Annotated in this window: 21 protein-coding genes and 1 tRNA gene; 18 read left to right on the forward strand and 4 right to left on the reverse strand. The window is 69.5% G+C overall.

What is annotated here, in order from left to right:
• Positions 1-86 precede the first annotated feature (86 nt).
• The 16 genes from rplU to ACSU1G_RS08565 all read left to right on the forward strand — a co-directional run bounded on the left by rplU (position 87) and on the right by ACSU1G_RS08565 (position 14,020).
• On the forward strand, positions 87-395 hold the full coding sequence (rplU, locus tag ACSU1G_RS08490) for a 50S ribosomal protein L21 (protein ID WP_439279493.1): 309 nt from the start codon (positions 87-89) through the stop codon (positions 393-395).
• A gap of 75 nt (positions 396-470) precedes the next feature.
• Positions 471-731 (forward strand): 50S ribosomal protein L27, encoded by a 261-nt coding sequence (gene rpmA / locus ACSU1G_RS08495; RefSeq protein ID WP_439279494.1) that lies wholly within the window; start codon positions 471-473, stop codon positions 729-731.
• A gap of 163 nt (positions 732-894) precedes the next feature.
• Entirely contained in the window at positions 895-2,529 is a 1,635-nt protein-coding gene (obgE, locus tag ACSU1G_RS08500) for a GTPase ObgE (protein ID WP_439279495.1), read from the forward strand.
• Entirely contained in the window at positions 2,522-3,679 is a 1,158-nt protein-coding gene (gene proB / locus ACSU1G_RS08505) for a glutamate 5-kinase (protein ID WP_439279496.1), read from the forward strand. The genes obgE and proB overlap by 8 nt, the downstream gene beginning before the upstream one ends.
• Positions 3,680-3,697: 18 nt before the next feature.
• Positions 3,698-5,008, forward strand: a complete 1,311-nt coding sequence (locus tag ACSU1G_RS08510; RefSeq protein WP_439279497.1) for a glutamate-5-semialdehyde dehydrogenase — start codon at positions 3,698-3,700, stop codon at positions 5,006-5,008.
• Positions 5,009-5,152: 144 nt separating this feature from the next.
• Positions 5,153-5,380, forward strand: a complete 228-nt coding sequence (locus ACSU1G_RS08515) for a hypothetical protein (protein ID WP_439279498.1) — start codon at positions 5,153-5,155, stop codon at positions 5,378-5,380.
• 53 nt (positions 5,381-5,433) lie between these two features.
• Positions 5,434-6,066, forward strand: coding sequence for a nicotinate-nucleotide adenylyltransferase (gene nadD, locus ACSU1G_RS08520; protein WP_439279940.1), 633 nt, complete (start codon positions 5,434-5,436; stop codon positions 6,064-6,066).
• Entirely contained in the window at positions 6,063-7,028 is a 966-nt protein-coding gene (locus tag ACSU1G_RS08525; RefSeq protein WP_439279499.1) for a hypothetical protein, read from the forward strand. Before nadD ends, ACSU1G_RS08525 begins: the two co-directional genes overlap by 4 nt.
• A gap of 46 nt (positions 7,029-7,074) precedes the next feature.
• Positions 7,075-7,521 carry a ribosome silencing factor gene (gene rsfS, locus ACSU1G_RS08530; RefSeq protein ID WP_439279500.1) on the forward strand — a complete coding sequence of 149 codons (447 nt, stop codon included), beginning with the start codon at positions 7,075-7,077 and terminating at the stop codon, positions 7,519-7,521.
• Positions 7,522-7,526: 5 nt separating this feature from the next.
• The gene (locus ACSU1G_RS08535) at positions 7,527-8,141 is read left to right on the forward strand and encodes a histidine phosphatase family protein (RefSeq protein WP_439279501.1); all 615 of its coding nucleotides are present in this window, start codon (positions 7,527-7,529) and stop codon (positions 8,139-8,141) included.
• 110 nt (positions 8,142-8,251) lie between these two features.
• Positions 8,252-8,327, forward strand: a tRNA-Ala gene (locus tag ACSU1G_RS08540).
• 131 nt (positions 8,328-8,458) lie between these two features.
• A complete protein-coding gene (glsA, locus tag ACSU1G_RS08545; protein ID WP_439279502.1) occupies positions 8,459-10,285 on the forward strand; it encodes a glutaminase A in 1,827 nt (608 codons plus the stop codon).
• Positions 10,286-10,357: 72 nt separating this feature from the next.
• Positions 10,358-11,002, forward strand: a complete 645-nt coding sequence (locus ACSU1G_RS08550) for an ABC transporter permease (RefSeq protein ID WP_439279503.1) — start codon at positions 10,358-10,360, stop codon at positions 11,000-11,002.
• Positions 10,999-12,201: a betaine/proline/choline family ABC transporter ATP-binding protein gene (locus ACSU1G_RS08555; RefSeq protein WP_439279504.1), complete on the forward strand. Its 1,203-nt coding sequence runs from the start codon at positions 10,999-11,001 to the stop codon at positions 12,199-12,201. Before ACSU1G_RS08550 ends, ACSU1G_RS08555 begins: the two co-directional genes overlap by 4 nt.
• Entirely contained in the window at positions 12,198-13,007 is an 810-nt protein-coding gene (locus ACSU1G_RS08560) for an ABC transporter permease (protein WP_439279505.1), read from the forward strand. The genes ACSU1G_RS08555 and ACSU1G_RS08560 overlap by 4 nt, the downstream gene beginning before the upstream one ends.
• A gap of 56 nt (positions 13,008-13,063) precedes the next feature.
• Positions 13,064-14,020, forward strand: coding sequence for a glycine betaine ABC transporter substrate-binding protein (locus ACSU1G_RS08565; protein WP_439279506.1), 957 nt, complete (start codon positions 13,064-13,066; stop codon positions 14,018-14,020).
• A gap of 46 nt (positions 14,021-14,066) precedes the next feature.
• Here ACSU1G_RS08565 and ACSU1G_RS08570 read toward each other — a convergent pair whose 3' ends face one another.
• Positions 14,067-15,590: an asparagine synthase-related protein gene (locus ACSU1G_RS08570; protein ID WP_439279507.1), complete on the reverse strand. Its 1,524-nt coding sequence runs from the start codon at positions 15,588-15,590 to the stop codon at positions 14,067-14,069.
• 180 nt (positions 15,591-15,770) lie between these two features.
• Here ACSU1G_RS08570 and ACSU1G_RS08575 point away from each other — a divergent pair, with 180 nt between their 5' ends.
• Positions 15,771-16,922: a N(5)-(carboxyethyl)ornithine synthase gene (locus ACSU1G_RS08575; RefSeq protein WP_439279508.1), complete on the forward strand. Its 1,152-nt coding sequence runs from the start codon at positions 15,771-15,773 to the stop codon at positions 16,920-16,922.
• 22 nt (positions 16,923-16,944) lie between these two features.
• Entirely contained in the window at positions 16,945-17,946 is a 1,002-nt protein-coding gene (locus ACSU1G_RS08580; protein ID WP_439279941.1) for an arsenic resistance protein, read from the forward strand.
• On the opposite strand, the gene ACSU1G_RS08585 is transcribed toward ACSU1G_RS08580, so the two are convergent.
• From ACSU1G_RS08585 to ACSU1G_RS08595, 3 genes are read right to left on the reverse strand one after another with little or no spacing between them, the layout of a single operon-like run.
• Positions 17,864-18,541: a DUF6320 domain-containing protein gene (locus ACSU1G_RS08585; protein ID WP_439279509.1), complete on the reverse strand. Its 678-nt coding sequence runs from the start codon at positions 18,539-18,541 to the stop codon at positions 17,864-17,866. The genes ACSU1G_RS08580 and ACSU1G_RS08585 overlap by 83 nt on opposite strands.
• Complete coding sequence (locus ACSU1G_RS08590; protein ID WP_439279510.1) at positions 18,538-19,986, reverse strand: alcohol acetyltransferase; 1,449 nt, start codon at positions 19,984-19,986, stop codon at positions 18,538-18,540. Before ACSU1G_RS08590 ends, ACSU1G_RS08585 begins: the two co-directional genes overlap by 4 nt.
• The gene (locus tag ACSU1G_RS08595) at positions 19,983-20,957 is read right to left on the reverse strand and encodes an alpha/beta hydrolase (protein ID WP_439279511.1); all 975 of its coding nucleotides are present in this window, start codon (positions 20,955-20,957) and stop codon (positions 19,983-19,985) included. Before ACSU1G_RS08595 ends, ACSU1G_RS08590 begins: the two co-directional genes overlap by 4 nt.
• Positions 20,958-20,974 lie beyond the last annotated feature (17 nt).

Raw genomic sequence — 20,974 nt, forward strand, 5'->3', positions numbered from 1 at the left:
TGTTGCCGGCCGGACACCGCTGGTTTGGGTTGGTGCGGGAAAGCAGCAAATACAGATTCGTAAATGTCGAGAGAAGTGAGTCCCAAGTGGTGTACGCGATTGTCCGCGCTGGCGGCCGCCAGGAAAAGGTTTCCGTAGGAGACCTCGTTACCCTTGACCGCGTCGCCGCTGAGGCGGGAAGCTCCTTGGAGCTCTCCGCCGTCATGCTGGTGGATGGGGACAAGGTGACCACCGGTACCGATGACCTGGCCAAGGTCAAGGTCACCGCCGAGGTCCTTGACCATTCCCGTGGCAAGAAGATTGTCATCCAGAAGTACAAGAACAAGACCGGCTACATCAGGCGTCAGGGTCACCGTTCCGAGCTGACCACCGTCAAGGTCACCTCGATCGCCTGACCTCGGTCACCCCACCCGTCCCCGCGGTTACCCGGCGAACAGCCCACGGCCGCACCTTCAGTAAAGGATTCAGCAATGGCAACGAAAAAGGCCGGCAGTTCCTCCAAGAACGGCCGCGACTCGAACGCACAGTTCCTGGGCATCAAGCGCTTCGGCGGCCAGGCCGTCAACGCCGGTGAGATCCTGGTCCGCCAGCGCGGCACCAAGTTCCACCCGGGCTCCAACGTCGGCATCGGCAAGGACGACACCCTGTTCGCCCTGTCCGCCGGCGCCGTGGAGTACGGCAACCGCCGTGGTCGCAAGGTCGTGAACATCGTTCCTGCCATCGCCGGTTGATCACCAGCTGACGGCGCCAGGGGAGTGATCCCCGGGTATTTCATCGCTCCGGCGGGGGCGGGCCACTACGGCCCGTCCCCGCCGTAGTCGTTAACGCACCACATTGCACAACACCGATATCACCGCACGGGTGGTACGGCTGAAGTTTTCAGGAGAGGCGGCCATGGCGGCTTTCGTGGACCGGGTGGTCCTGCACGTTTCCGGCGGGTATGGAGGTCACGGTGTGGCCTCCGTCAAGCGGGAGAAGTTCAAACCCCTCGGCGGTCCCGACGGCGGCAATGGCGGGGACGGCGGGGACGTCACCTTGGTGGTGGACAACCAGACCACCACGTTGCTCTCCTACCACCACGCCCCCCACCGGAAGGGCGGCAACGGTGGGCCCGGGATGGGCGACTTCCGCAACGGCGGGACGGGGGAGTCCCTCACGCTGAGCGTGCCCGACGGCACCGTGGTCAAGGACGAGGACGGCAACATCCTGGCCGACCTGGTGGGCCACGGGACCAGCTACGTGGCGGCCCACGGTGGCCAGGGTGGTCTCGGCAACGCGGCGCTGGCCTCGTCCAAGCGGAAGGCCCCGGGTTTTGCCCTGCTCGGCATCCCCGGCGAGGAACGGGACATCGTCCTGGAGCTGAAGTCCGTCGCGGACATCGCCCTGGTCGGCTTCCCCTCGGCCGGCAAGTCCTCCCTCATCGCCTCGATCTCCGCGGCCCGTCCGAAGATCGCCGACTACCCCTTCACCACCCTGGTGCCCCACCTCGGCGTGGTGCAGGCGGGGGAGACCCGTTACACGGTGGCCGATGTCCCGGGTCTGATCCCGGGGGCCTCTGAGGGCAAGGGTCTGGGCCTGGAGTTCCTGCGGCACGTGGAACGCTGTGCGGCCCTGGTCCACGTGCTGGACTGCGGGTCCCTGGAGTCCGACCGTGATCCGCTGTCCGACTTCGCGGCGATCGAGGCCGAACTCGCCGCCTACGCCGTGGAGCCGACCTTCGCGCAGGCCGGTCACGGTGTGGTGCCGTTGAATGAGCGGCCGCGTCTGGTGGCCCTGAACAAGACGGACCTGCCGGACGGCCAGGACATGGCGGATATGGTCCGGGAATCCCTGGAGCAGCGTGGACTGCGGGTCTTCGAGATCTCCGCGGTGTCCCACAAAGGCCTCGAGCCGCTGAAGTACGCCATGGCAGAGCTGGTCCTGCAGGCCCGGAAACGCCTGCCGGAGCCCGAGCAGCTCGCGGAACCCGAGGTCGTCCGCCCGCGCTCGGTCCGTTCGCGCAAGGGGGGTCGCGGGGAGTTCGAGATCCGCCGCGAGGAGCGCAACCTGGAACCGCTGTTCCGGGTCCGCGGTGTCAAGCCCGAGCGCTGGGTGGCCCAGACCGACTTCACCATCGACGAGGCGGTGGGCTATCTGGCCGACCGGCTCCAACGACTCGGGGTGGAGGACGAGCTGTTCAAGCAGGGCGCCACGCCGGGTGACGCCGTGGTCATCGGCGCCGACGACAACGGCGTGGTCTTCGACTGGGAGCCCACCATGGCCGCCGGTGCCGAGTTGCTCGGCGGACCGCGTGGTGCCGACCTGCGCATGGAGGAGAACCAGCGTCCCACCCGCCAGGACAAGCGACGGGAGTACGAGGAGCGCAAGGTGGCCCGCGCCGCCACGCAGGCGGAGCTGGAGACCGAGCGCCGTACCGGGGTGTGGGCTGTGGACCAGGAGATCAACCGCCTGGCCGGGATCGAGGACGAGTCTGAGTCCGAGTCTGAGTCTGAGTCCAACTCGGGGTCCGATGCCGAGACACATGGCTGAACAGGTCCCCAACCCGGTCACGGGCCGGGACACGCTGCACCGGGCGCGTCGGCTCGTCGTGAAGATCGGCTCCTCCTCGTTGACCACCCCCACGGGCGTCGACGGTGCGGCCATCGACTCCCTGGTGGACACCCTGGCCGCCGTCCGTGGCCGCGGCACCGAGGTCGTCCTCGTGTCCTCGGGGACCATCGCCGCGGGCATCCACCCCCTGGGCCTGGGCAAACGCCCACGGGACCTGGCCACCCAACAGGCCGCGGCCGCCGTCGGGCAGGGCAAGCTGTTGGCCCAGTACACGGCGTCCTTCGCGCGGCACGGCCTGGAGGTGGCGCAGGTGCTGCTGACGGCCGAGGACCTGATCCGCCGCATCCAGTACACCAACGCCCACCGGGCGCTGAACCGGCTGCTGGCGCTGGACGTGGTGCCGATCGTCAATGAGAACGACACCGTGACGACCGCGGAGATCCGCTTCGGTGACAACGACCGACTCTCCGCGCTGGTGGCCAACCTGCTGCGGGCGGATGCCCTGCTGCTGCTGACGGACGTGGACGCGCTCTATACGGCACCTCCCTCGCGCCCCGGGGCCAGAAGGATCGCCCAGGTGGCGTCCCGGGCCGACCTCGATGAGGTGCTGATCAGCAGCACCGGACCGGCCGGCGTCGGGACCGGGGGCATGGTCACCAAGGTGGAGGCCGCGGGGATCGCCTCCGGCTCGGGCATCCACGCCCTCGTCACCTCGGCCGCCAACGCCGATGCGGCCCTGGCGGGCCAGGATGTGGGCACCTGGTTCCAGGCGTCCGGCAAGCGTCAGTCCGCCCGGGGCATCTGGCTCGGGCTGCTCGCCGAGGTGCAGGGCCGCGTGGTGATCGACGACGGCGCCGTCGCCGCCGTGGTGACCAACAAGCGCTCCCTGTTGCCGGCCGGGATCACCGGGGTCCAGGGCCGCTTCGACGCGGGCGATCCGATCGAGCTGGCCGATCCCCGCGGCACGGTGGTGGCCCGGGGCTTCGTGAACTACTCCTCCTCCGAGTTGCCGGCGATGCTCGGACGGCGGACGGCCCAGCTGATGGAGGAATTCGGGCCGGAGTACCAGCGCCCGGTGGTGCACACGGATGACTGCGTGCGGCTTCCCGCCAGACCTCGCCGGGCCTGATCGGGATAGACTGCGGTCATGTCCACCACTGCCGATACCGCTGCCGCATCCGAGGTTCCCACCGAGGTCCGGGACGCCATCCTGAAGGTGGCCGAGCGCGCCCGCAAGGCCCGCGGGGAGCTGGCCACCGCGCGCCGGGCCCGCAAGGACGAGACCCTCCAGGGCATGGCCGACGCACTGCGGGCCGACGCCCCCGCGATCCTGGCGGCCAACCGCAAGGACGTGGAGGACGGCCGGGCGAAGGGCACCTCGGAGGCCATGCTCGACCGCCTGAGCCTGGACGAACAGCGCATCGGCGCCCTGGCCGCGGCTCTGGAGGAACTCGTGGCCCTGCCCGACCCCGTGGGCAACGTGGTGCGGGGACGCGACCTGCCCAACGGGATGCACATGACCCAGCTGCGGGTGCCCCTCGGCGTGGTCGGCGCCATCTACGAGGCCCGGCCCAACGTGACCGTGGACATCGCCGGGCTGGCCCTGAAATCGGGCAACGCCGTGATCCTGCGCGGCGGATCGGCGGCGCGCCACACCAACACCGTCCTGATCCAGATCCTGCGTGAGCAGGCCCTGGCCCACGGGTTCGAGGCGGACATCATCCAGGGGATCGACGAGTACGGCCGAGACGGCGCCACCGCGCTGATGTCCGAACGCGGTTCCGTGGACGTGCTGATCCCCCGCGGCGGACGGGACCTCATTCAGGCTGTGGTCCGCAACGCCAGGGTCCCGGTCATCGAGACCGGGGAGGGCAACGTGCACCTGTTCATCGACGCCTCGGCCCCCGTGAAGATGGCCGTGGACATCGCGTTGAACGCCAAGACCCATCGGGTCTCCGTGTGCAACTCGGCCGAGACCCTGCTGATCCATGCGGACGCCGAGGAGGCCGGGCGCGAGGTGTTGCGGTCCCTGTCCCGCGCCGGGGTGTTCCTGCACGTGGACGAGGGCGCCCGGGCCTGGCTGCCCTCGGCGGCCCAAATCTCGGCCGAGACCGCCACGGACGAGGACTGGGGCACGGAATACCTGGCCCTGGAGTTGGCCGTGAAGACGGTGGGCTCCCTGGACGAGGCCATGGACCACATCCGCCGCTGGTCCACCGGGCACACCGAGGCGATCGTCACCAATGACCTCGCCAACGCCGACCGCTTCGTGGCGGAGATCGACTCAGCGGCCGTGATCGTCAACGCCTCGACCCGCTTCACGGACGGCGGTCAGCTGGGCCTGGGCGCGGAGGTGGGCATCTCGACGCAGAAGATGCACGCCCGCGGCCCGATGGGCCTGGAGGAACTCACCACCACGAAGTGGGTCCTGCGCGGCCAGGGTCAGATCCGCCCGTGAACCGCGCCGGACCCGCCCCGGCCCGCCTGTGATCGGCGCTGATCGGCGCTGATCTGCGCGGTGCGCGGAACGTACTAGGATGGACGGCAGACATCACCGTGATACGCGGCCGGGGCGCCGGCCGCCGCAAGGGAGAATAACCAGATGCAGAACCTCACCGCTGCCTTGACCGTTGCCGCCGAAGAGGCGCACGTGGTCAACGAACTGATCGCCCCGGCCTGGGTGTTCGGCGTAGGGCCCTTCGTCCTGATGCTGCTCATGCTGTCGGCCATCATGTCCCTGCGTTCCGTCGCGTTGCGCCACCCCGCCCCCGTCACGGACGTCGAGGTCCATGGCACCGCCGGCCGTAGCGGCCGGCGCTCCGGCCACTGATCCCTGAAGCGCCGCACCACACTGTGACCCAACGTCGCTTCCGTCTCGGCATCATGGGCGGCACCTTCGACCCGATCCACCACGGCCACCTGGTGGCCGCCTCCGAGGTGGCCTCGGAGCTGGACCTGGACGAGGTCGTCTTCGTGCCCACCGGCCAGCCGTGGCAGAAGGATGCCCAGAAGGTCTCTCCGGCCGAGCACCGCTACCTGATGACGGTGGTGGCCACGGCCTCCAACCCGCGCTTCACGGTGTCCCGGGTGGACATCGACCGGCCCGGCCCCACGTACACGGCGGACACCCTGCGTGATCTGCGGACCCTGCGGCCCGAGGCAGACCTGTTCTTCATCACCGGGGCGGATGCCCTCGAGCAGATCATGACTTGGAAGGACGTGCACCGGTTGTGGGACATGGCCCAATTCGTGGGTGTGACCCGTCCCGGCCATGAACTGGTGGAGGTCGGCCCGGAGACCGGCGTCAAGTTGATGGAGATCCCCGCCATGGCGATCTCCTCCACGGACTGCCGTGCACGGGTGCAGGAGGGCAAGCCGGTCTGGTACCTCGTGCCGGACGGCGTGGTGCAGTACATCGCCAAGCACAACCTGTATCTGCCCTCGGCCCACCTCCCGGGCAGCGCGCCTGATGGCGGGCCGGCGCTCGGCCAGGCCACTGCGGAGTCCACCGTATGAGCGAGAACCCCCGGAAGGGTCCCATGCCGCGGCTGGGCACGCCGCAGATCAAGGGCAGCGCACCCCGTCCCGCGGACCAACCGACCGAGGCACCCCTGTCGACGCGCCGGTCCCCGGGCCACCCGCGCCGGGTCGACAGTGCGGCGGGTGCTCCGGCGGGGAACGCCTCCCAGCCCGCCATCCTCGAACTTCCGGCCGCCACCATCAGCCCCTCGGATGTGCGCTCACTCACGGGCCAGCTGCCGACAGACCTCTCTTCGACGCGACGCGACGCCGACCTCGGTGGCGCCTCCAGGTCCGGGAGTTCACCGGCTATGGCGGTGCGGGTGGATCATGATGGAGTGGCTGTCTGGCCGGACGGGCATCCGTTGACACGTCGAGAGTTGCGCGAATGGCGGCGGCGTCAGGAGGAGGCCTCGGCCTGGCATCCCGAGCCGTCCGAAGCACCGGCTCCGTCCGCGGCGGCCGGCCCACCGTCTCAGTCCCGGCGTGCGGAGGCCCCGGTAGGCTCACCCGGCACCGCGGCGACCGCCGCGACCGCCGCTGAAGGGCCAACGCGGGAGTCCCTGGCGACCGAGGGCGCGGCCCTGGCGGCCAGGATCGAGGAGTCGGGCGGGGGGGACCCCTCCGCCGTGGACCCGGTGCTGCTGCGGGAGCAGGAGCTGTTGGCAGAGCGCGCCCGGCTATTGAACACTGGGCTGATCGCCCGCGTGCCCGTGGCCGATCCCGCCCCGGCTGCCCCGACCGCGCCCCTGACGTCTGAACCGGCCGCGACCGTCACGCCTATGCAGGGGGCCGCGGCCCCGGTCGCTGCCCAGGAACCCGTTCAGGCCCGGTCCGCCCACGGCCTCGACTCCCTGGGGGCCTCCGCGTGGTCGTCCCGGGAACACCGTCTGATCCTCGCGGCGATCCTCGTGATCCTCGCCCTGCTGGTCGCGCTCATTCTCGCTCTCGTGCTCTGATGAGCACGGAGGACCCCATCCACAACCCATCAGCCCTGAGGTGCACATGACCGTTCCCGAGACCACCCTGAACGCCCTGAAACTGGCCGGCCAGGCCGCTGCGGACAAACAGGCCACGGACATCGTGGCGGTGGACGTGGGACAGCAGATGGGCCTGACGGACGCCTTCCTGTTGGCCTCCGCCAGTTCCGAACGCCAGGTCGTCTCCGTGGTGGACGAGATCGAGGACGTGCTGACCCAGCAGTTGAGCGTGGACGTCCTGCGCCGTGAGGGCAAGGCCGGCGGGCGCTGGGTGCTGCTGGACTACGGCCACTTCGTGGTGCACGTCCAGCACGAGGAGGAGCGGGTGTTCTATGCCCTCGACCGGCTGTGGAAGGACGCCCCGGTGATCGATCTCGGTCTGACGGACGGGGTGGCTCCGCATGAGGGCGGCTCCGCGGTGGACCCCGATGCGGGCCCGCGGGACTGGACACCCGACTCCGCCCAGGACTGACCACCGTGCGTCTGGTGTTGCTGCGGCACGGTCGGACCGCCTGGAACGCCGAGAACCGGTACCAGGGGCATACGGACATCCCGCTGGATGACGTCGGCCGGGCCCAGGCCGAGGACGTAGCCCGCCGACTGGCAGGGCACCCCTTCGATCTGGCCGCCTCCTCACCCCTGCTGCGGGCCCGCGCCACGGCCGAGGCCGTAATGCGGGATCGGAGCGGGCAGCTGATCATCGATGACGGGCTGAAGGAGACGGGCGGCGGAAGCTGGGAGGGGCTGACCTTCACCGAGATCCAGACCCAGTGGAGCCAGCAGTGGGCCTCGTGGCGGCATTCCCACCTGGACCGCGGCCCGCTGGGCGGGGAGACACCACGGCAGTCGGGGACGCGGGTGGTGGAGGCGGTCACCCGTCTGGTGCAGGAGGCGGAGGCCCTGCGTGGCCTGCCGGAGAGCGTGCTGGTCACCGCCCACGGAAATTGCCTGCGCGCCGCCACCACGTTGTTGACCGGGATGGATGCCGCGGGGATGGGCCGACTGGAGCGGTTGCGCAACGGGGCTGCCATCATCCTCTGGGGATCCGTGGAACGTCCCGGCGAGTGGAGGATCACGGAGTACAACGTCTGAACCCGCCCGATTTGCGAGTGGCGCGCGGTGCTGTGTATATTTATGGAGTTGCTTCGGGCAAGACGGAAACTCCGCAGGGGTTCCGTGCAGACCGGAGTGGCCACCACTCTGGGGGTATGGCGCAGTTGGTAGCGCGTCTCCATGGCATGGAGAAGGTCAGGGGTTCGAATCCCCTTACCTCCACCAGATGAAAGGCCCCCCTTCCGCGGAAGGGGGGCCTTTCTCATACCCGGTCTCCTGCCCGGCCCCCAGCACGGTTTCCTGCACGGCCTGCAGGAGGAGGGCTGCCGCTGGCGGCAACGATTAGCGTGGGGTCCATGGAATCACCCATCCAGCATTACCTGGAGCAGCTGCTCGCCGAGGTCCAGCACCTGGGTGCCGGTGTGCCGTACGGCGTCCATCCCGGTGGGCGGGAGCCCCGTCCCGAGGACTTCGGGATCTGCCTGGCCACGGTCGACGGCCGCGTGTACTCCGTGGGGGTCGCGGACCAGGAGTTCTCGATCCAGTCGATCTCCAAGCCATTCAGCTACGGCCTCGCCCTCGCCGACTACGGCTTCGACGCCGTGGACGAGAAGGTGGATGTGGAGCCCTCCGGGGATCCGTTCAACCAGATCTCCCTGGCCCCGGACACCGGGCGTCCGCCGAACGCCATGGTCAACGCGGGCGCCCTGGCCATGTCCGGGATGATCCGCGGCGGGGGCGGCAAATCGGCCGTGCGCCGGATCGTGGACACCTACTCGCGCTCCGCGGGACGGGCGCTGACGAGCAGTCGATCCGTCTTCGATGTGGAGATGCGCCAGAGTGACCGCAACCATTCGCTCGCCTACCTGCTCAGTTCCGTGGGCATCATCGAGAACGACCCGACGCGTGCCCTGGAGGTCTATCTGCGTCAGTGCGCCGTGCAGGTGACGTGCCGGGACCTGGCCCTGATGGCAGCCACGTTGGCCAACGGCGGCACCCAGCCCCTGACCGGTGAGGAGGTGTTCGGGATCGACGTGGTGGAGCGGGTGCTCTCCGTCATGATGACCTCCGGGATGTATGACGACGCCGGCGCCTGGGTCAGCAGCGTCGGGATGCCGGCGAAGTCCGGCGTGGGCGGGGGCACCCTGGCGGTGCTGCCCGGCCAGGCCGGCCTGGCCGTCTTCTCACCACCGCTGGACGGCCACGGCAACAGCGTGCGCGGCCTGGAGACCTGCCGCCGGTTGTCCCGTGACATGGAGATGCACTTCGTGCGCGCGGCCCGAAGCGGTCGTTCGGCGGTCCGGGACACCCGGGAGATCTCGCAACTGCCCTCCCGGGTGCGGCGCACCCTGGAGGAGGCCGAGGTGCTGGAACAGCATGGTCATCGGGCCCGGATCATCGAGGTGGCGGGGGACCTGTTCTTCGCCGGCACCGAGTCCTTGGTCCGGGCCGTCAGCGAGCTGGAGGAGACCGTCGCTTTCGTGGTCCTGGACCTGAGGCAGGTCTACGACGCCGGCCGGCTCGCCCGGCAGATGCTCACCGACCTGCAGCACCGGTTGGCCGCCACAGGACGGGAGATGGTCCTCGTCACCGGGGAGGAGGCGCCGGCCTTCATGGCGGGGGACGACGCCGGCCCGGACGGTTCCGCAGTACCGGTCTTCCGGGGGCTCGGCGAGGCCGTCGAGCACTGCGAGGATGCGTTGCTGGCCCGCTATGGGGCTCCGCCCGCGGTGACGGAGCGGGTCCTGGTCACCGATTCGCCGGCGCTGGCCGTGCTGGGGGAGGCAGATCGTCACCGGCTCGCCGGGCTGATGGAACACCGTTCCCATCTGGACGGGGACATCATCCGCCGCGTGGGGCAGCGCTTCGGCGGCGTCCATTTCATCGTGGCCGGCCGGATCAACACCATCGCCACCGATCCTGACGGCGAGCGGGTCCGGTTGAACACGCTGGGGGCGGGCATGACCTTCGGCGAGCTCGCCCTGGGCACCTCCGACCGGCAGGAGACCACCGAGAAGGCCGTCGGCGACGTGGAGCTGATGGTCCTGACCCCGGAGGCGATCGAGGTGTTGGAGTCGGAGGATCCCGCCCTGGCGCTGCAACTGTGGCGGGCCCTGACCCGGGACGCCTATACCCTCGTGGACCGCTACCTGCGGGAGGCGGCCGTCCGGCTGACCTACTGACCGGTGCCCTCCTGACCGGGCCCTTCAACTATAGTCAGGGCCAGGCATCATTCGTTTCGAAAGAGGTCAGCAGTGGAATTTCTCGAGTTCCTGGGGAACCGGGCGGACGACCTGCTGGAGATGGGTCTGGCCCACGCCGCCATCGTCGGTGCGGCCGTGGTCATCGCGACCATCATCGGGATCGGCCTGGGAGTGGCCACCTATCAAACGGATCGGCCGCGGGCGCTGGTCCTGGCCGTCACCGGCACCTTCCTGACCATCCCGTCCTTCGCGCTCTTCATCCTGATGCTCAGACCCTTCGGTCTCGGCTGGAAGCCGGTCCTGGTCGCCCTGGTGATGTACGGTCTGCTGCCCGTGGTGCGCAACACCATCACCGGGCTGCGTGAAGTCGATCCGGCCATCATCGAATCCGCCAAGGGGATGGGCCTGAACCGGCGCCAGCGGTTGCTGCGGATCGAACTGCCCCTGGCCTGGCCGGTGGTCATCACCGGGGTGCGCGTGTCGACCCTGATCCTGCTCGGGATCGCCGCGATCGGTGCCTTCGTGAACGGCCCCGGTTATGGCGAGATCATCGTGACCGGCCTGGCCCGTGTGGGCACCCCGGTCGCGGTGAACATGATCCTGGCCGGCACCCTGGGCGTGATCGTGCTCGCCATCCTCTTCGACCTGCTCTTCTATGCCGTCCAGCGTCTGTCCACTTCGAGAGGTATCCGATGAACCGAACACCGCCCGCAGCTGACCAGGCCGAGATCATGATCCGCCTGGAGAACCTGACGAAGCGTTTCCCCGGATCCGAGCGCAATGCGGTGGACGGCCTGTCCCTGGACATCCGCAAGGGGGAGATCGTGGTGCTCGTGGGTCCCTCAGGCTGCGGCAAGACCACCACCATGAAGATGATCAACCGGATCATCGAGCCGAGCTCCGGCCGGATCATCCTGGGCGGCGAGGACGTCACCACCACCAACCCGGACCGGTTGCGCCGCCGGATCGGCTACGTGATCCAGCAGATCGGGCTGTTCCCGCACATCACCATCGGCGAGAACGTGGCGACGGTCCCGAAGCTGTTGGGCTGGGACGCCGCCCGGGTCCGTGCCCGGGTGGACGAACTCCTGACGACCGTCAACATGGATCCGGCGGAGTACCGGGACCGGTTCCCCAACCAGCTCTCCGGTGGCCAGCAGCAGCGTGTCGGTGTCGCCCGCGCCCTCGGCGGGGACCCCGAGGTCATGCTCATGGACGAGCCCTTCGGGGCGATCGACCCCATCACCCGCGACCGGTTGCAGAACGAGTTCCTCCGGCTCCAGGCCGAGGTCCGCAAGACGATCGTCTTCGTCACCCACGACATCGACGAGGCCATCAAGATGGGGGACCGGATCGCCATCCTGCAGGAGGGCTCGCGGATCGCGCAGTACGACACCCCCGAGAGGATCCTCACCGCCCCGGCCAACGACTTCGTGCGGGACTTCATCGGTGGCGGGGCGTCCCTCAAGCGGCTGAGCCTCTCCCGCGTGCGGGACATCGAGCTAGCCTCCTGGCCGACGGTTTCCGCCGCCGATTCACAGGAACAGGCCCACCGGGTCCTGCGCGAATCGGACCGCGGTTCCGTCCTCGTCCTGGACACGGAGGGTCGGCCGGCACGCTGGGTCGGCGCCGAGGACCTGCGCCGCGACACCACGTCACCACTCGACCGGCTCGGCACCGAGACGCGGGCCGTCATCGAACCCCGGGCGACCCTGCACGATGCCCTCAACGAGCTCATCAGCGCCCGGTACGCGGTCGCCGTGGTGGTGGACGAGGACGGCCGCTACCAGGGGGTCGTGGACATCGACCAGATCAACGACGCCATCCGTTCGATGCGCCGCACCTCGGTCGCTGAGGCCCGCGCCGAATCCAGGCAGACGGAGGTCCCGTCATGACGACCGGGACCACCGTCGAGATCCCCGACTCCGCCGTCGTCGCTCAGACGCCGCCTCCGGCCGGACGCCGCCGATGGCTTTCCTACTTGACGATGCCGCTGATCCTGGCGGCGGTGCTGGTGGCCCTGTACCTCTACGTCAGCAGTCACGAGCTCGACAGCATCGAGGCACGCTCCCTCAACGCGGCCTCCCTGACCACCGCCGTCTGGCAACACGTGCAGCTCGCCGCGGTGTCCACGGGCATCACGCTGATCATCGCGGTGCCCCTGGGTGTGCTGTTGACGCGGCCCTTCACCCGGCGGGTCCGCCCCTACCTGATCACGGTGCTGACCCTGGCTCAGGCGGTGCCGACGATCTCCATCCTCTTCCTGATGGCCGCCGCCTTCCTGTTCCTGGGCTTCAGCGCCGCCATCGTCGGGCTCGTGCTGTATGCCATCATCCCGGTGCTGCTGAACACCATGGTGGGCCTCGAGCAGGTCGACGACTCCGTCCTCGAGGCCGGTCGGGGGATGGGACTGTCCCGATTCCAGGTGCTGCGCCGGATCGAGCTGCCCCTGGCGGTGCCGGTGATCCTGGCCGGCGTCCGCACGGCCCTGGTCATCAACGTCGGCACGGCTGCCCTGGTGACCTATATCAACGCCGGCGGCCTGGGGGACATCATCGTGGCCGGCCTGTCCACCAACCGCGTGCTCGTCCAGATCGTGGGCGCCGTCCTGACCGCCGTCCTCGCCCTGACCATCGACTACTTCGCCGGGATCGCCGAAGACCTGTTGCGGCCCAAAGGCCTGCGCCCGACCGGGGCCTAGGGGCGCCACCACACACGCACCACGTACGACCAAACACACCTAATGGAGGCACGGACATGAAGAACACCACACCGAGATCGACCCTGCTCAACGGCGCCGGACTGGCGGTCGCTGCAGCCCTGCTGCTGACCGCCTGCGGCGGCGGTGACGGAGGTGGCGGCGACGACGGCGGCACCGACGACGGCGCGCTGGCGGGAGCGAACCTGACGGCCGGCTCCAAGGAGTTCACCGAGTCGGTCATCCTGGGACAGATCACCTCCGTGGCACTGGAGGACGCCGGGGCCACGATCGAGGACCAGACCGGCATCTCCGGCAGCGCCACGGTCCGTGAGGCCCTGGAGACGGACGAGATCGACTTCTACTGGGACTACACCGGTACGGGTTGGGTCAACATCCTGGGTCACACCACGGAGGACGTGCCGGAGGACCTGTATCAGGCGGTGGCGGACGAGGACGCGGAGAACGGCATCGCCTGGCTGGAACCGGCCCCGTTCGAGAACACCTACCGCATCGCCGTCAAGCAGGACTTCGCCGATGAGAACGGCCTGGTGACCCAGTCCGATGCCGCCGAGTTCATCACCGCGAACCCGGGCCAGGCCCGCGTGTGTGCGGCGAGTGAGTTCATCAACCGCGACGACGGCCTGCCCGGCCTCGAGGAGGCCTACGGCTTCGAGTTCTCCGAGACCGTCGAACTCGACCTGAACCTGATCTACACCCAGGTCGGGGACACCTGTGAGTTCGGTGAGGTGTTCTCCACCGACGCGCGGGTCGCCTCCAACGACATGGTGATCCTGGAAGACGACGAGGACTTCTTCGTGCAGTACCAGGGGGCCATGACCTTGCGGCAGGACACCCTGGACGAATTCCCCGCGATCGCGGAGATCATGGCCCCGATCTCGGAGAAGCTCACGAACGAGACCATGATGGAGCTCAACGGCAAGGTGGACACGGACGGCGAGGACCCGCGGGACGTGGCCGAGGATTGGCTCCAGGACCAGGGTCTCATCGGCTGAGACCACAGCGTCTGACGCAGCAGACCGTCGGCCGGTTCGCGGGGGCTCAGGCCTCGGCGAACCGGCCGACGGTCTCCTGGGCATTCACCCCGGGCAGAGCGGCGGTGAACATCCGCAGGTAGGCCAGTTCCTCCCGGGTGCGCACCGGTGGGGTCAGCGCCCCCGCCGCGGCGGCCAGATCGTCCTCGCTGACCGTCTGGCCGAAGTGTTCGGTCAACACGTCATTCATCCCGGTGCCCTCGCCGAACTGTTCCTTGCGCCGCCAGAGCACCTCGTCCGGCAGCCAGCCGTCGAAGGCCTTGCGCAGCAGCCATTTGGCCGGACGATCCCGCCCGACCAGCTTCCACTCAGGAGGCAGCGCCATGGCCAGTTCCACCATGTCCAGGTCCAGGAACGGCAGTCGCGGCTCCACTCCGAGGGCACCGGCCACGCGGTCCACCCGCTGCAGGCCACCGATGTGCATGCCCTGCAGGGTGGCCAGCAGCTCGGCGTGCAGCTCGGCCCCGTCGTCATGGCGTCCATAGTGGCTGTACCCGGCGAAGAGCTCGTCGGCGCCCTCGCCCACCAAGACGATCTTGGCGTGTAGGGAGGCCAGCCTCGAGACGAAGTAGTTCGGGACGGCCGAGTGCACCAGGGTCGGGTCGAAGGACTCCAGGCCGGCCACCACGCGTGGCACGGCGTCGATGGCGTCCTCGGCCGTGTAGACCAGCTCGTGGTGGTCCGTGCCGCAGTGTTCGGCCACGAGCCGCGCGGCGGCGAGGTCTCCGCTGCCCTCCAATCCCACCGCGAAGGTCTTCAGTCTCTGCCCCCCGTCCTGCTGGCCCCGGGCGGCGATGGCCGTGATGAGGCTCGAGTCCACGCCACCGGAGAGCAGTACCCCGGGGGTGAGGCGGCCGGCCATGCTGCGGTCGACGGCGCGGATCAGTGTCTCCCGGAGGGCGTCGAAGACCCACGCCGGTGGCTCGTCGTCCTGGGCACGGCTCTGCAACAGGACCGGTGCGGTCCCGGGGAAGCGACGGATGGGCGTGAGGCCGCCCGCCGGAGTCCAGCAGTGCCCCGGCGGGAAGGGCCTCACGGCCGGCCGCTGGTCCTCGTCGAAGGCCTTGAGCTCGGAGGCGAAGACCACCGTGTCGCCCTCGTGCACCCAGTACAGGGGTGCCAGCCCGAGCACGTCCCGGGCCGCCGCGAACCGACCGTCCGTCGCAGCGACCACCAGGGCGAAGGGGCCCCACACATGCTCGAAGGCCTGGGCGCCGAACTCCTCCACGAGCACCAGGACGGCCTCCAGGTCCGAATCGGTCCGGAACCTCTCGGCGCCGAACCGCTCCCGGATCCGCCGGTGGTTGTGGAGCATGCCGTCACCGACCACCCAGAGCTCACCTGCGCGCCCTCCGGACAGCGGCTGATCGCCCGCGACCGGGTCCACGATGGACAGGTACCTGCTGCCCAGCCACGAGGGCCCCAGCGCTCGGCTTCCCGATCCGTCCGGGCCACGGTGGGCCAGCCGGTCCAGCATCCGCTGGCCCTGGCCGGCATCGAAGGGACCGTGGGCTGCAACGATGCCTGACATGGACAACCACCCCTGTGACGAGAACTCCGAAGTCCAGTCCAGCTTAGCCCGGTCCCCGCACCATCAGCCCCGCTTCGAGGCCTCTGGCCCGGGGGACACAGCGACAGCGCTGGGTGGCAGAGGCCCGGTATAGCCTGAGTCACATGGCGTCAGTGCGGCGCCGTAGAACGGATGTAGACCATGCGAAGACCGAATGACGCAGTCCTGGGTGTGCTGGGCAAGTCGCGCAAGACCGACGAGCACCGCGTCCCCATCCACCCGGACCATCTCGAGCGCATCGAGCCCTCCCTGCGCAGCAGGATGGTCCTGGAGGAAGGCTACGGCGAGCGGTTCGGCCGCACCGACGCCGAGCTCCGCGCGCTGGTGGGCGGGGTGACGGACCGGGCCGGCGTCATCGCCGCCGCAGACACCGTACTGCTGGCCAAGCCACAGGCGGCGGACCTGCAGCAGCTCCGCGATGGGCAGACGCTCTGGGGGTGGCAGCACTGCGTGCAGGACCGTGAACTCACCCAGCAGGCCATTGACAAGCGCCTGACGCTGATCGCCTTCGAGGCCATGAACCACTGGGCCAGTGATGGCGGCTTCTCCCTGCACGTCTTCCACCAGAACAACGAGCTGGCCGGCTACTCCTCGGTGATCCATGCCCTGGCCCTCATCGGCGTCACCGGTGTCTACGGGCGGCGGCTCAGTGCCGTGGTGATCGGCTTCGGAGCGACCGCCCGCGGTTCGGTCACCGCGCTCAAGGCCCACGGCATCTCGGATGTCCGCGTGCTGACCAACCGCAAGGTCGCCTCCGTGGCCTCGCCCATCCACTCCGCACAGATGATCCAGTTCGACCATGACGGCGGCCCCTACCTGAGCGAGGTCATCACCGATGACCGCGGACGGGTCCCCTTGGCCCCCTTCCTGGCGGAGAGTGACATCGTGGTCAACTGCACGCTGCAGGATCCCAACCGCCCGCTCCTGTACCTGCGCGGTGGCGACCTGGCGGCCTTCCGGCCGGGGAGTCTGATCGTGGATGTCTCCTGTGACGAGGGCATGGCCTTCGACTGGGCCCGCCCCACCTCCTTCGCCGATCCCCTGTTCACGGTGGGCCGGGACATCAACTACTACGCGGTGGACCACAGCCCCTCCTACCTGTGGAACTCGTCCAGCTGGGAGATCAGCGACGCGATCCTGCCCTTCCTGGGCCCCGTCATGGGCGGACCCGAGGCGTGGGCCGGCAGCGAGACCCTGACCCGGGCGATCGAGATCCAGGACGGAGCCGTTCAGAATCCGGCGATCCTGGAGTTCCAGGGCCGCACCGCGGCGTATCCGCATCCGAGTGTCTGACCCACGTCAGCAGCAGAGCTGGATGGAGCGGCACCAGGTGCCCCTGTACCTGGCCGCGCTGCTGGCCGGGGCCGGCGTCGGGCTCGGGGTACCGGCGGTGGCCGGCCCCGCGGGGCTGGCCGTCACGCCCGTGCTCGGGCTGCTGCTCTACACCACCTTCCTGGCCGTCCCGTTCCGGCAGCTGGGCCATGCCTTCCGGGAACCGCGGTTCCTGATCACCGTCCTGCTGGTCAACTTCGTGCTGGTGCCGATCGTGGCCTTCGGGCTCTCCCGCTTCGTGGCGCAGGACCGGGTGCTGGTGGTCGGGGTGCTGTTCGTGCTGCTGACCCCCTGCGTGGACTACGTCATCGTGTTCACCCGCCTGGCCGGCGGGGCGGCGGACCGGCTGTTGGCGGCCACCCCGCTGCAGATGCTCCTGCAGCTGCTGCTGCTGCCGGTGTACCTGCGGCTGATGGTGGGGGAACAGTTCGCCCGCGTGGTCGAGCTGGGTCCCTTCGTCGAGGCCTTCGTGGTGCTCATCGCCCTGCCGGCCCTGGCCGCCTGGCTGACGCAGCTGGCCGCCGCCCGGTGGCGGGCCGGCCGTGTGCTGGAGCAGGGCGGAGCGGCCGGGATGGTCCCGCTGATGATGGCCACCCTCGCGGTGGTGGTGGCCGCCCAGATGCACGACGTCGGCGCGCATCTGGGCGGGCTGGTCACCGTGGTGCCGGTGTTCGTGGCCTTCGCCGGGGTGATGCTCGGCCTCGGCTCCGCGGCCGGGCGGGTGGCGGGGCTTGCGGTGCCGGACCGGCGGGCCGTGGTCCTCAGCGGGGTGACCCGGAACTCGCTCGTGGTGCTGCCCCTGGTGCTCGCCCTGCCGGCCGGCTTCGAGCTCGCCCCGCTCGTGGTGGTGACCCAGACGCTGGTGGAGCTGGTGGTCATGGTGGCCCTGGTGCGGGTGATGACTACACGTGGAGGCGTTTGGCGAGCTCGTGCCGGACGCCGGCCCCTCGGGCCATCTGGAGCAGTGCCAGGGCGAGGAGGCTGAGCCCGCCGCAGATGGCGGAGGGCACCGGGTGGGTGACCCAGCCCAGGAGCAGGAAACCCAGCGGCGTCAGGCCCAGCAGCACCGTCAACCAGCTGTAGACGACGTGTTCGCCCTCCTCGATGCGCATGACCCGGACCGTGATCAGCAGGCCGACGATCGAGGAGGCACACAGGATGGGGACCACGTAGGTCAGGGACCATCCGGGCCACCCGGCGAGATAGTCCCAGTACACGCAGACCAGCCCGACCAGCACCACGAGGTAGGCCGTGCTCTTGGCGATGTTGCGCCGTTGACGGATGGCCATTAGCACCACCAACCACATGGCGCTCACCCCCAGCCACACGGAGCGCAGCACCCCCAGTCCGTCCACGTCCTGACCGAACAGCAGCTGCGCCGTGAAGGAGGCCAGGATCAGTGCGATCGAGACGAGGGACAGGGCCTTGAGCACGCGCCGCCGGGAGAAGACGAGCGGGATGGCCGCCAGCGGGCTGGGGGACTCCTCCCCGCCCGGCGGGGCGCCGACCGGGGCCGAGCATAGGGGGCACCGGGTCCACACGCCCTCGATCGCCACGTCACACCGATCGCACCGTCTCACGGTGTGACCCCCGTGCCGTCAACGCCCGTGCCGTCAACGCCCGTGCCTTCGGCCCCTGCGCGCACTGTCTCCGCGAGTTCCTCCTCGGTGACGCGCGTCGACGCCACGCTCACCTGAACGCCGTGGCCGGTGAGCTCCCGGGCGAACTCCCGGATGTGCCCGGTCTCGATGAACGGCGAGGAGAAGCTCACGGTGAGCCACCCGGCGTGGGAGACCACGCAGAACTGCGGGCGGGCCGCCGAGACGTGCAGGAACATCCTGGCGACATGGTCCTCGGCCGGCTCGGGTAGGGCGACGCGGCCCATGTTGGAGATCGCGACGGTCAGGCCGCGGTTGTTGACACGGTTCACCAGTCCCAGCATCAGGTCCTTGAGCGGCCGGGGTAACACCCGCAGCACGGGCATCCGCTCGAACCGGATGAACTGGCGCAACTTCGCCTCGAGCGCCTCGGCGGTGGCCTTGGGACGGAACTGCGCCTGGAGCTGGCGGGCCACCGCGCCGATGCTGTCGGCGTCCTCACCCGCCCCCGCTTCTGCACCCTGCCCATAGGTGTGCTCCACCCGCACGGTCGCGAAGAAATTGCGTGCCGACGTGGAGGGGAAGAACTGGCGGAGGTTCACCGGCACGGACACCGCGAGCGTCTGGTTCCGCCCCAGTCCGCCCGAGGAGCGACGGATGGACTCGAAGAACAACGCCGTCAGGTACATCGTCATCGAGACCTGCTCGGCGCGGGCCACCTCCAGCACCTCCGCGGCGGACAGGGTGAGCTCGACGTCCCGGGTGCGGTGGTCCGGGGTCCGGGTGCCACGGACCCGGTAGACCCGCGGACGGCCGGTGCCGACGGACGGCCGGTGTTGCAGGGCGTGCGGTGCGGGCTCCCGTGCGGTGCCCGTCTCCACGCCCGGCACGGTGAGGGTGGCCGGCGCGGCGTCGCGGCGGAAGTACTGGGCGAAGCTGTCCCCCGTCAACCCGCGCGCCGGTTCGGGGGCCCCAAGAACCCCGGGGTCGGGCTCGTGGGACTGTTCCGGGTACCGCAGGCGGTGATAAGCGGTCACCAGGTCCGAGAGGAACCACAGCGCTCCGGTGCCGTCGGAGAGGGCATGGAACACCTCGAGGTTGATCCGCTTCAGGTGGTGGGTCACGCGGAACAGCAGGTTGCGCCGATCCGCCCGGTAGATCGGCGCACAGGAGTGCAGCTCGTCCCCGGTGACGTGGGGGCGGAGGTCACTGTCCTGCAGGTAGTACCAGAACACCCCGCGGCGCAACACCGCGTGGTACAGCGGGTACCGCGCATAGGTCTCGTCCAGGGCCTGCTGCAGGAGGACGGGATGCACCTCGTGGTCCGTCTCGGCACTGAGCCGGAAGACCTTGGGGTCCGCGTCGGTCCGGGCGGCCAGGAAGATGTTGGAGGCGTTGTCCAGCCGCACCCAGGTCCGCCCCGTCATGCCGGGACCTCGTCGAGGAAATCATTGATGACCTCGTAGGCCTCCCGGAGGGAGCGGGAGAACCGGGGTAGGGCGATGAACCCGTGCAGCGCGCCGTCCACGCGGTGGACACGCACCTCATTGCCGGCCGCCCGCAGGGCCCGCCCGTACTCCTCGCCCTCGTCACACAGCAGGTCCAGCTCCGCGGTGATGACCAGGCTCGCCGGCTGACCGGACAGGTCGGTGGCCATCAGCGGGGCCACCAGCGGGTTCCGGCGGTCCTGCGGCTCGGGGACGTACAGCTCGAAGTAGTCCTGCACCTCGGAGTTGGTGAGGCGGTAGTCCTCACCGTGGTGGCGGACCGAGGCGAAGGGGGAGGTCTGCGGATCGTGGTCCCAATGGGTCACCGGGTACAACAGGATCTGCCGGCCGGCCACGGGAAGGCCTCGCTCCCGGAGCATCAGGGAGACGGTGGCGGCCAGGTTCCCGCCGGCCGAATCGCCCACCAGGACGATCTGCCCGGCGTCCTGGACGCCCGCACGCTGCGGGTCCTGCAACAGACGCCGCGTCACGTCGAAACAGTCCTGGAGTCCGGCCGGGAAGCGGTGCTCCGGAGCGAGCCGGTAGTCCACGGAGGCCACCACGCATCCGGTGAGCTCGGCCATCGTGGCGCAGGCCGGTGTGTAGCTCTCGATGTCCCCGGTGACCCAGCCGCCGCCGTGGAAGAACAACAGGACGTCATCCCGCCGTTTCCGTCTCGGCTGGAAGACCCGGACCGGGATGTCGCCGTGCTCCGTGCTGGCCATCGCCTCCCGGTATGCGGTGCGGTACCGCGGCCCCCGCACGGCGGCCAGGACCTGCTGGACCCGCCGGACCTTCGGATAGTCCTCGCGCAGGTTCAGCCGCGGCGCGGCGAAGAGGCCCAGCACCGCCCGGAACAGCGGGTTCACGGCAGCGGACCGGGGTGAAGACGGTGCGGCGGTCGGTTCCATGGGTCCAGCCTAGGCGT

Source organism: Microbacterium sp. A93 (assembly GCF_051842835.1).

Coding starts and splice junctions, on each gene's coding strand:
- ACSU1G_RS08560 (WP_439279505.1), top strand. CDS start 12,198: ATGACGACCGGGACCACCGTCGAGATCCCCGACTCCGCCGTCGTCGCT.
- ACSU1G_RS08580 (WP_439279941.1), top strand. CDS start 16,945: ATGGAGCGGCACCAGGTGCCCCTGTACCTGGCCGCGCTGCTGGCCGGG.
- proB (WP_439279496.1), top strand. CDS start 2,522: ATGGCTGAACAGGTCCCCAACCCGGTCACGGGCCGGGACACGCTGCAC.
- ACSU1G_RS08525 (WP_439279499.1), top strand. CDS start 6,063: ATGAGCGAGAACCCCCGGAAGGGTCCCATGCCGCGGCTGGGCACGCCG.
- ACSU1G_RS08565 (WP_439279506.1), top strand. CDS start 13,064: ATGAAGAACACCACACCGAGATCGACCCTGCTCAACGGCGCCGGACTG.
- ACSU1G_RS08555 (WP_439279504.1), top strand. CDS start 10,999: ATGAACCGAACACCGCCCGCAGCTGACCAGGCCGAGATCATGATCCGC.
- ACSU1G_RS08510 (WP_439279497.1), top strand. CDS start 3,698: ATGTCCACCACTGCCGATACCGCTGCCGCATCCGAGGTTCCCACCGAG.
- rpmA (WP_439279494.1), top strand. CDS start 471: ATGGCAACGAAAAAGGCCGGCAGTTCCTCCAAGAACGGCCGCGACTCG.
- ACSU1G_RS08515 (WP_439279498.1), top strand. CDS start 5,153: ATGCAGAACCTCACCGCTGCCTTGACCGTTGCCGCCGAAGAGGCGCAC.
- nadD (WP_439279940.1), top strand. CDS start 5,434: ATGGGCGGCACCTTCGACCCGATCCACCACGGCCACCTGGTGGCCGCC.
- obgE (WP_439279495.1), top strand. CDS start 895: ATGGCGGCTTTCGTGGACCGGGTGGTCCTGCACGTTTCCGGCGGGTAT.
- ACSU1G_RS08570 (WP_439279507.1), bottom strand. CDS start 15,590: ATGTCAGGCATCGTTGCAGCCCACGGTCCCTTCGATGCCGGCCAGGGC.
- ACSU1G_RS08575 (WP_439279508.1), top strand. CDS start 15,771: ATGCGAAGACCGAATGACGCAGTCCTGGGTGTGCTGGGCAAGTCGCGC.
- rsfS (WP_439279500.1), top strand. CDS start 7,075: ATGACCGTTCCCGAGACCACCCTGAACGCCCTGAAACTGGCCGGCCAG.
- glsA (WP_439279502.1), top strand. CDS start 8,459: ATGGAATCACCCATCCAGCATTACCTGGAGCAGCTGCTCGCCGAGGTC.
- ACSU1G_RS08590 (WP_439279510.1), bottom strand. CDS start 19,986: ATGACGGGGCGGACCTGGGTGCGGCTGGACAACGCCTCCAACATCTTC.
- ACSU1G_RS08595 (WP_439279511.1), bottom strand. CDS start 20,957: ATGGAACCGACCGCCGCACCGTCTTCACCCCGGTCCGCTGCCGTGAAC.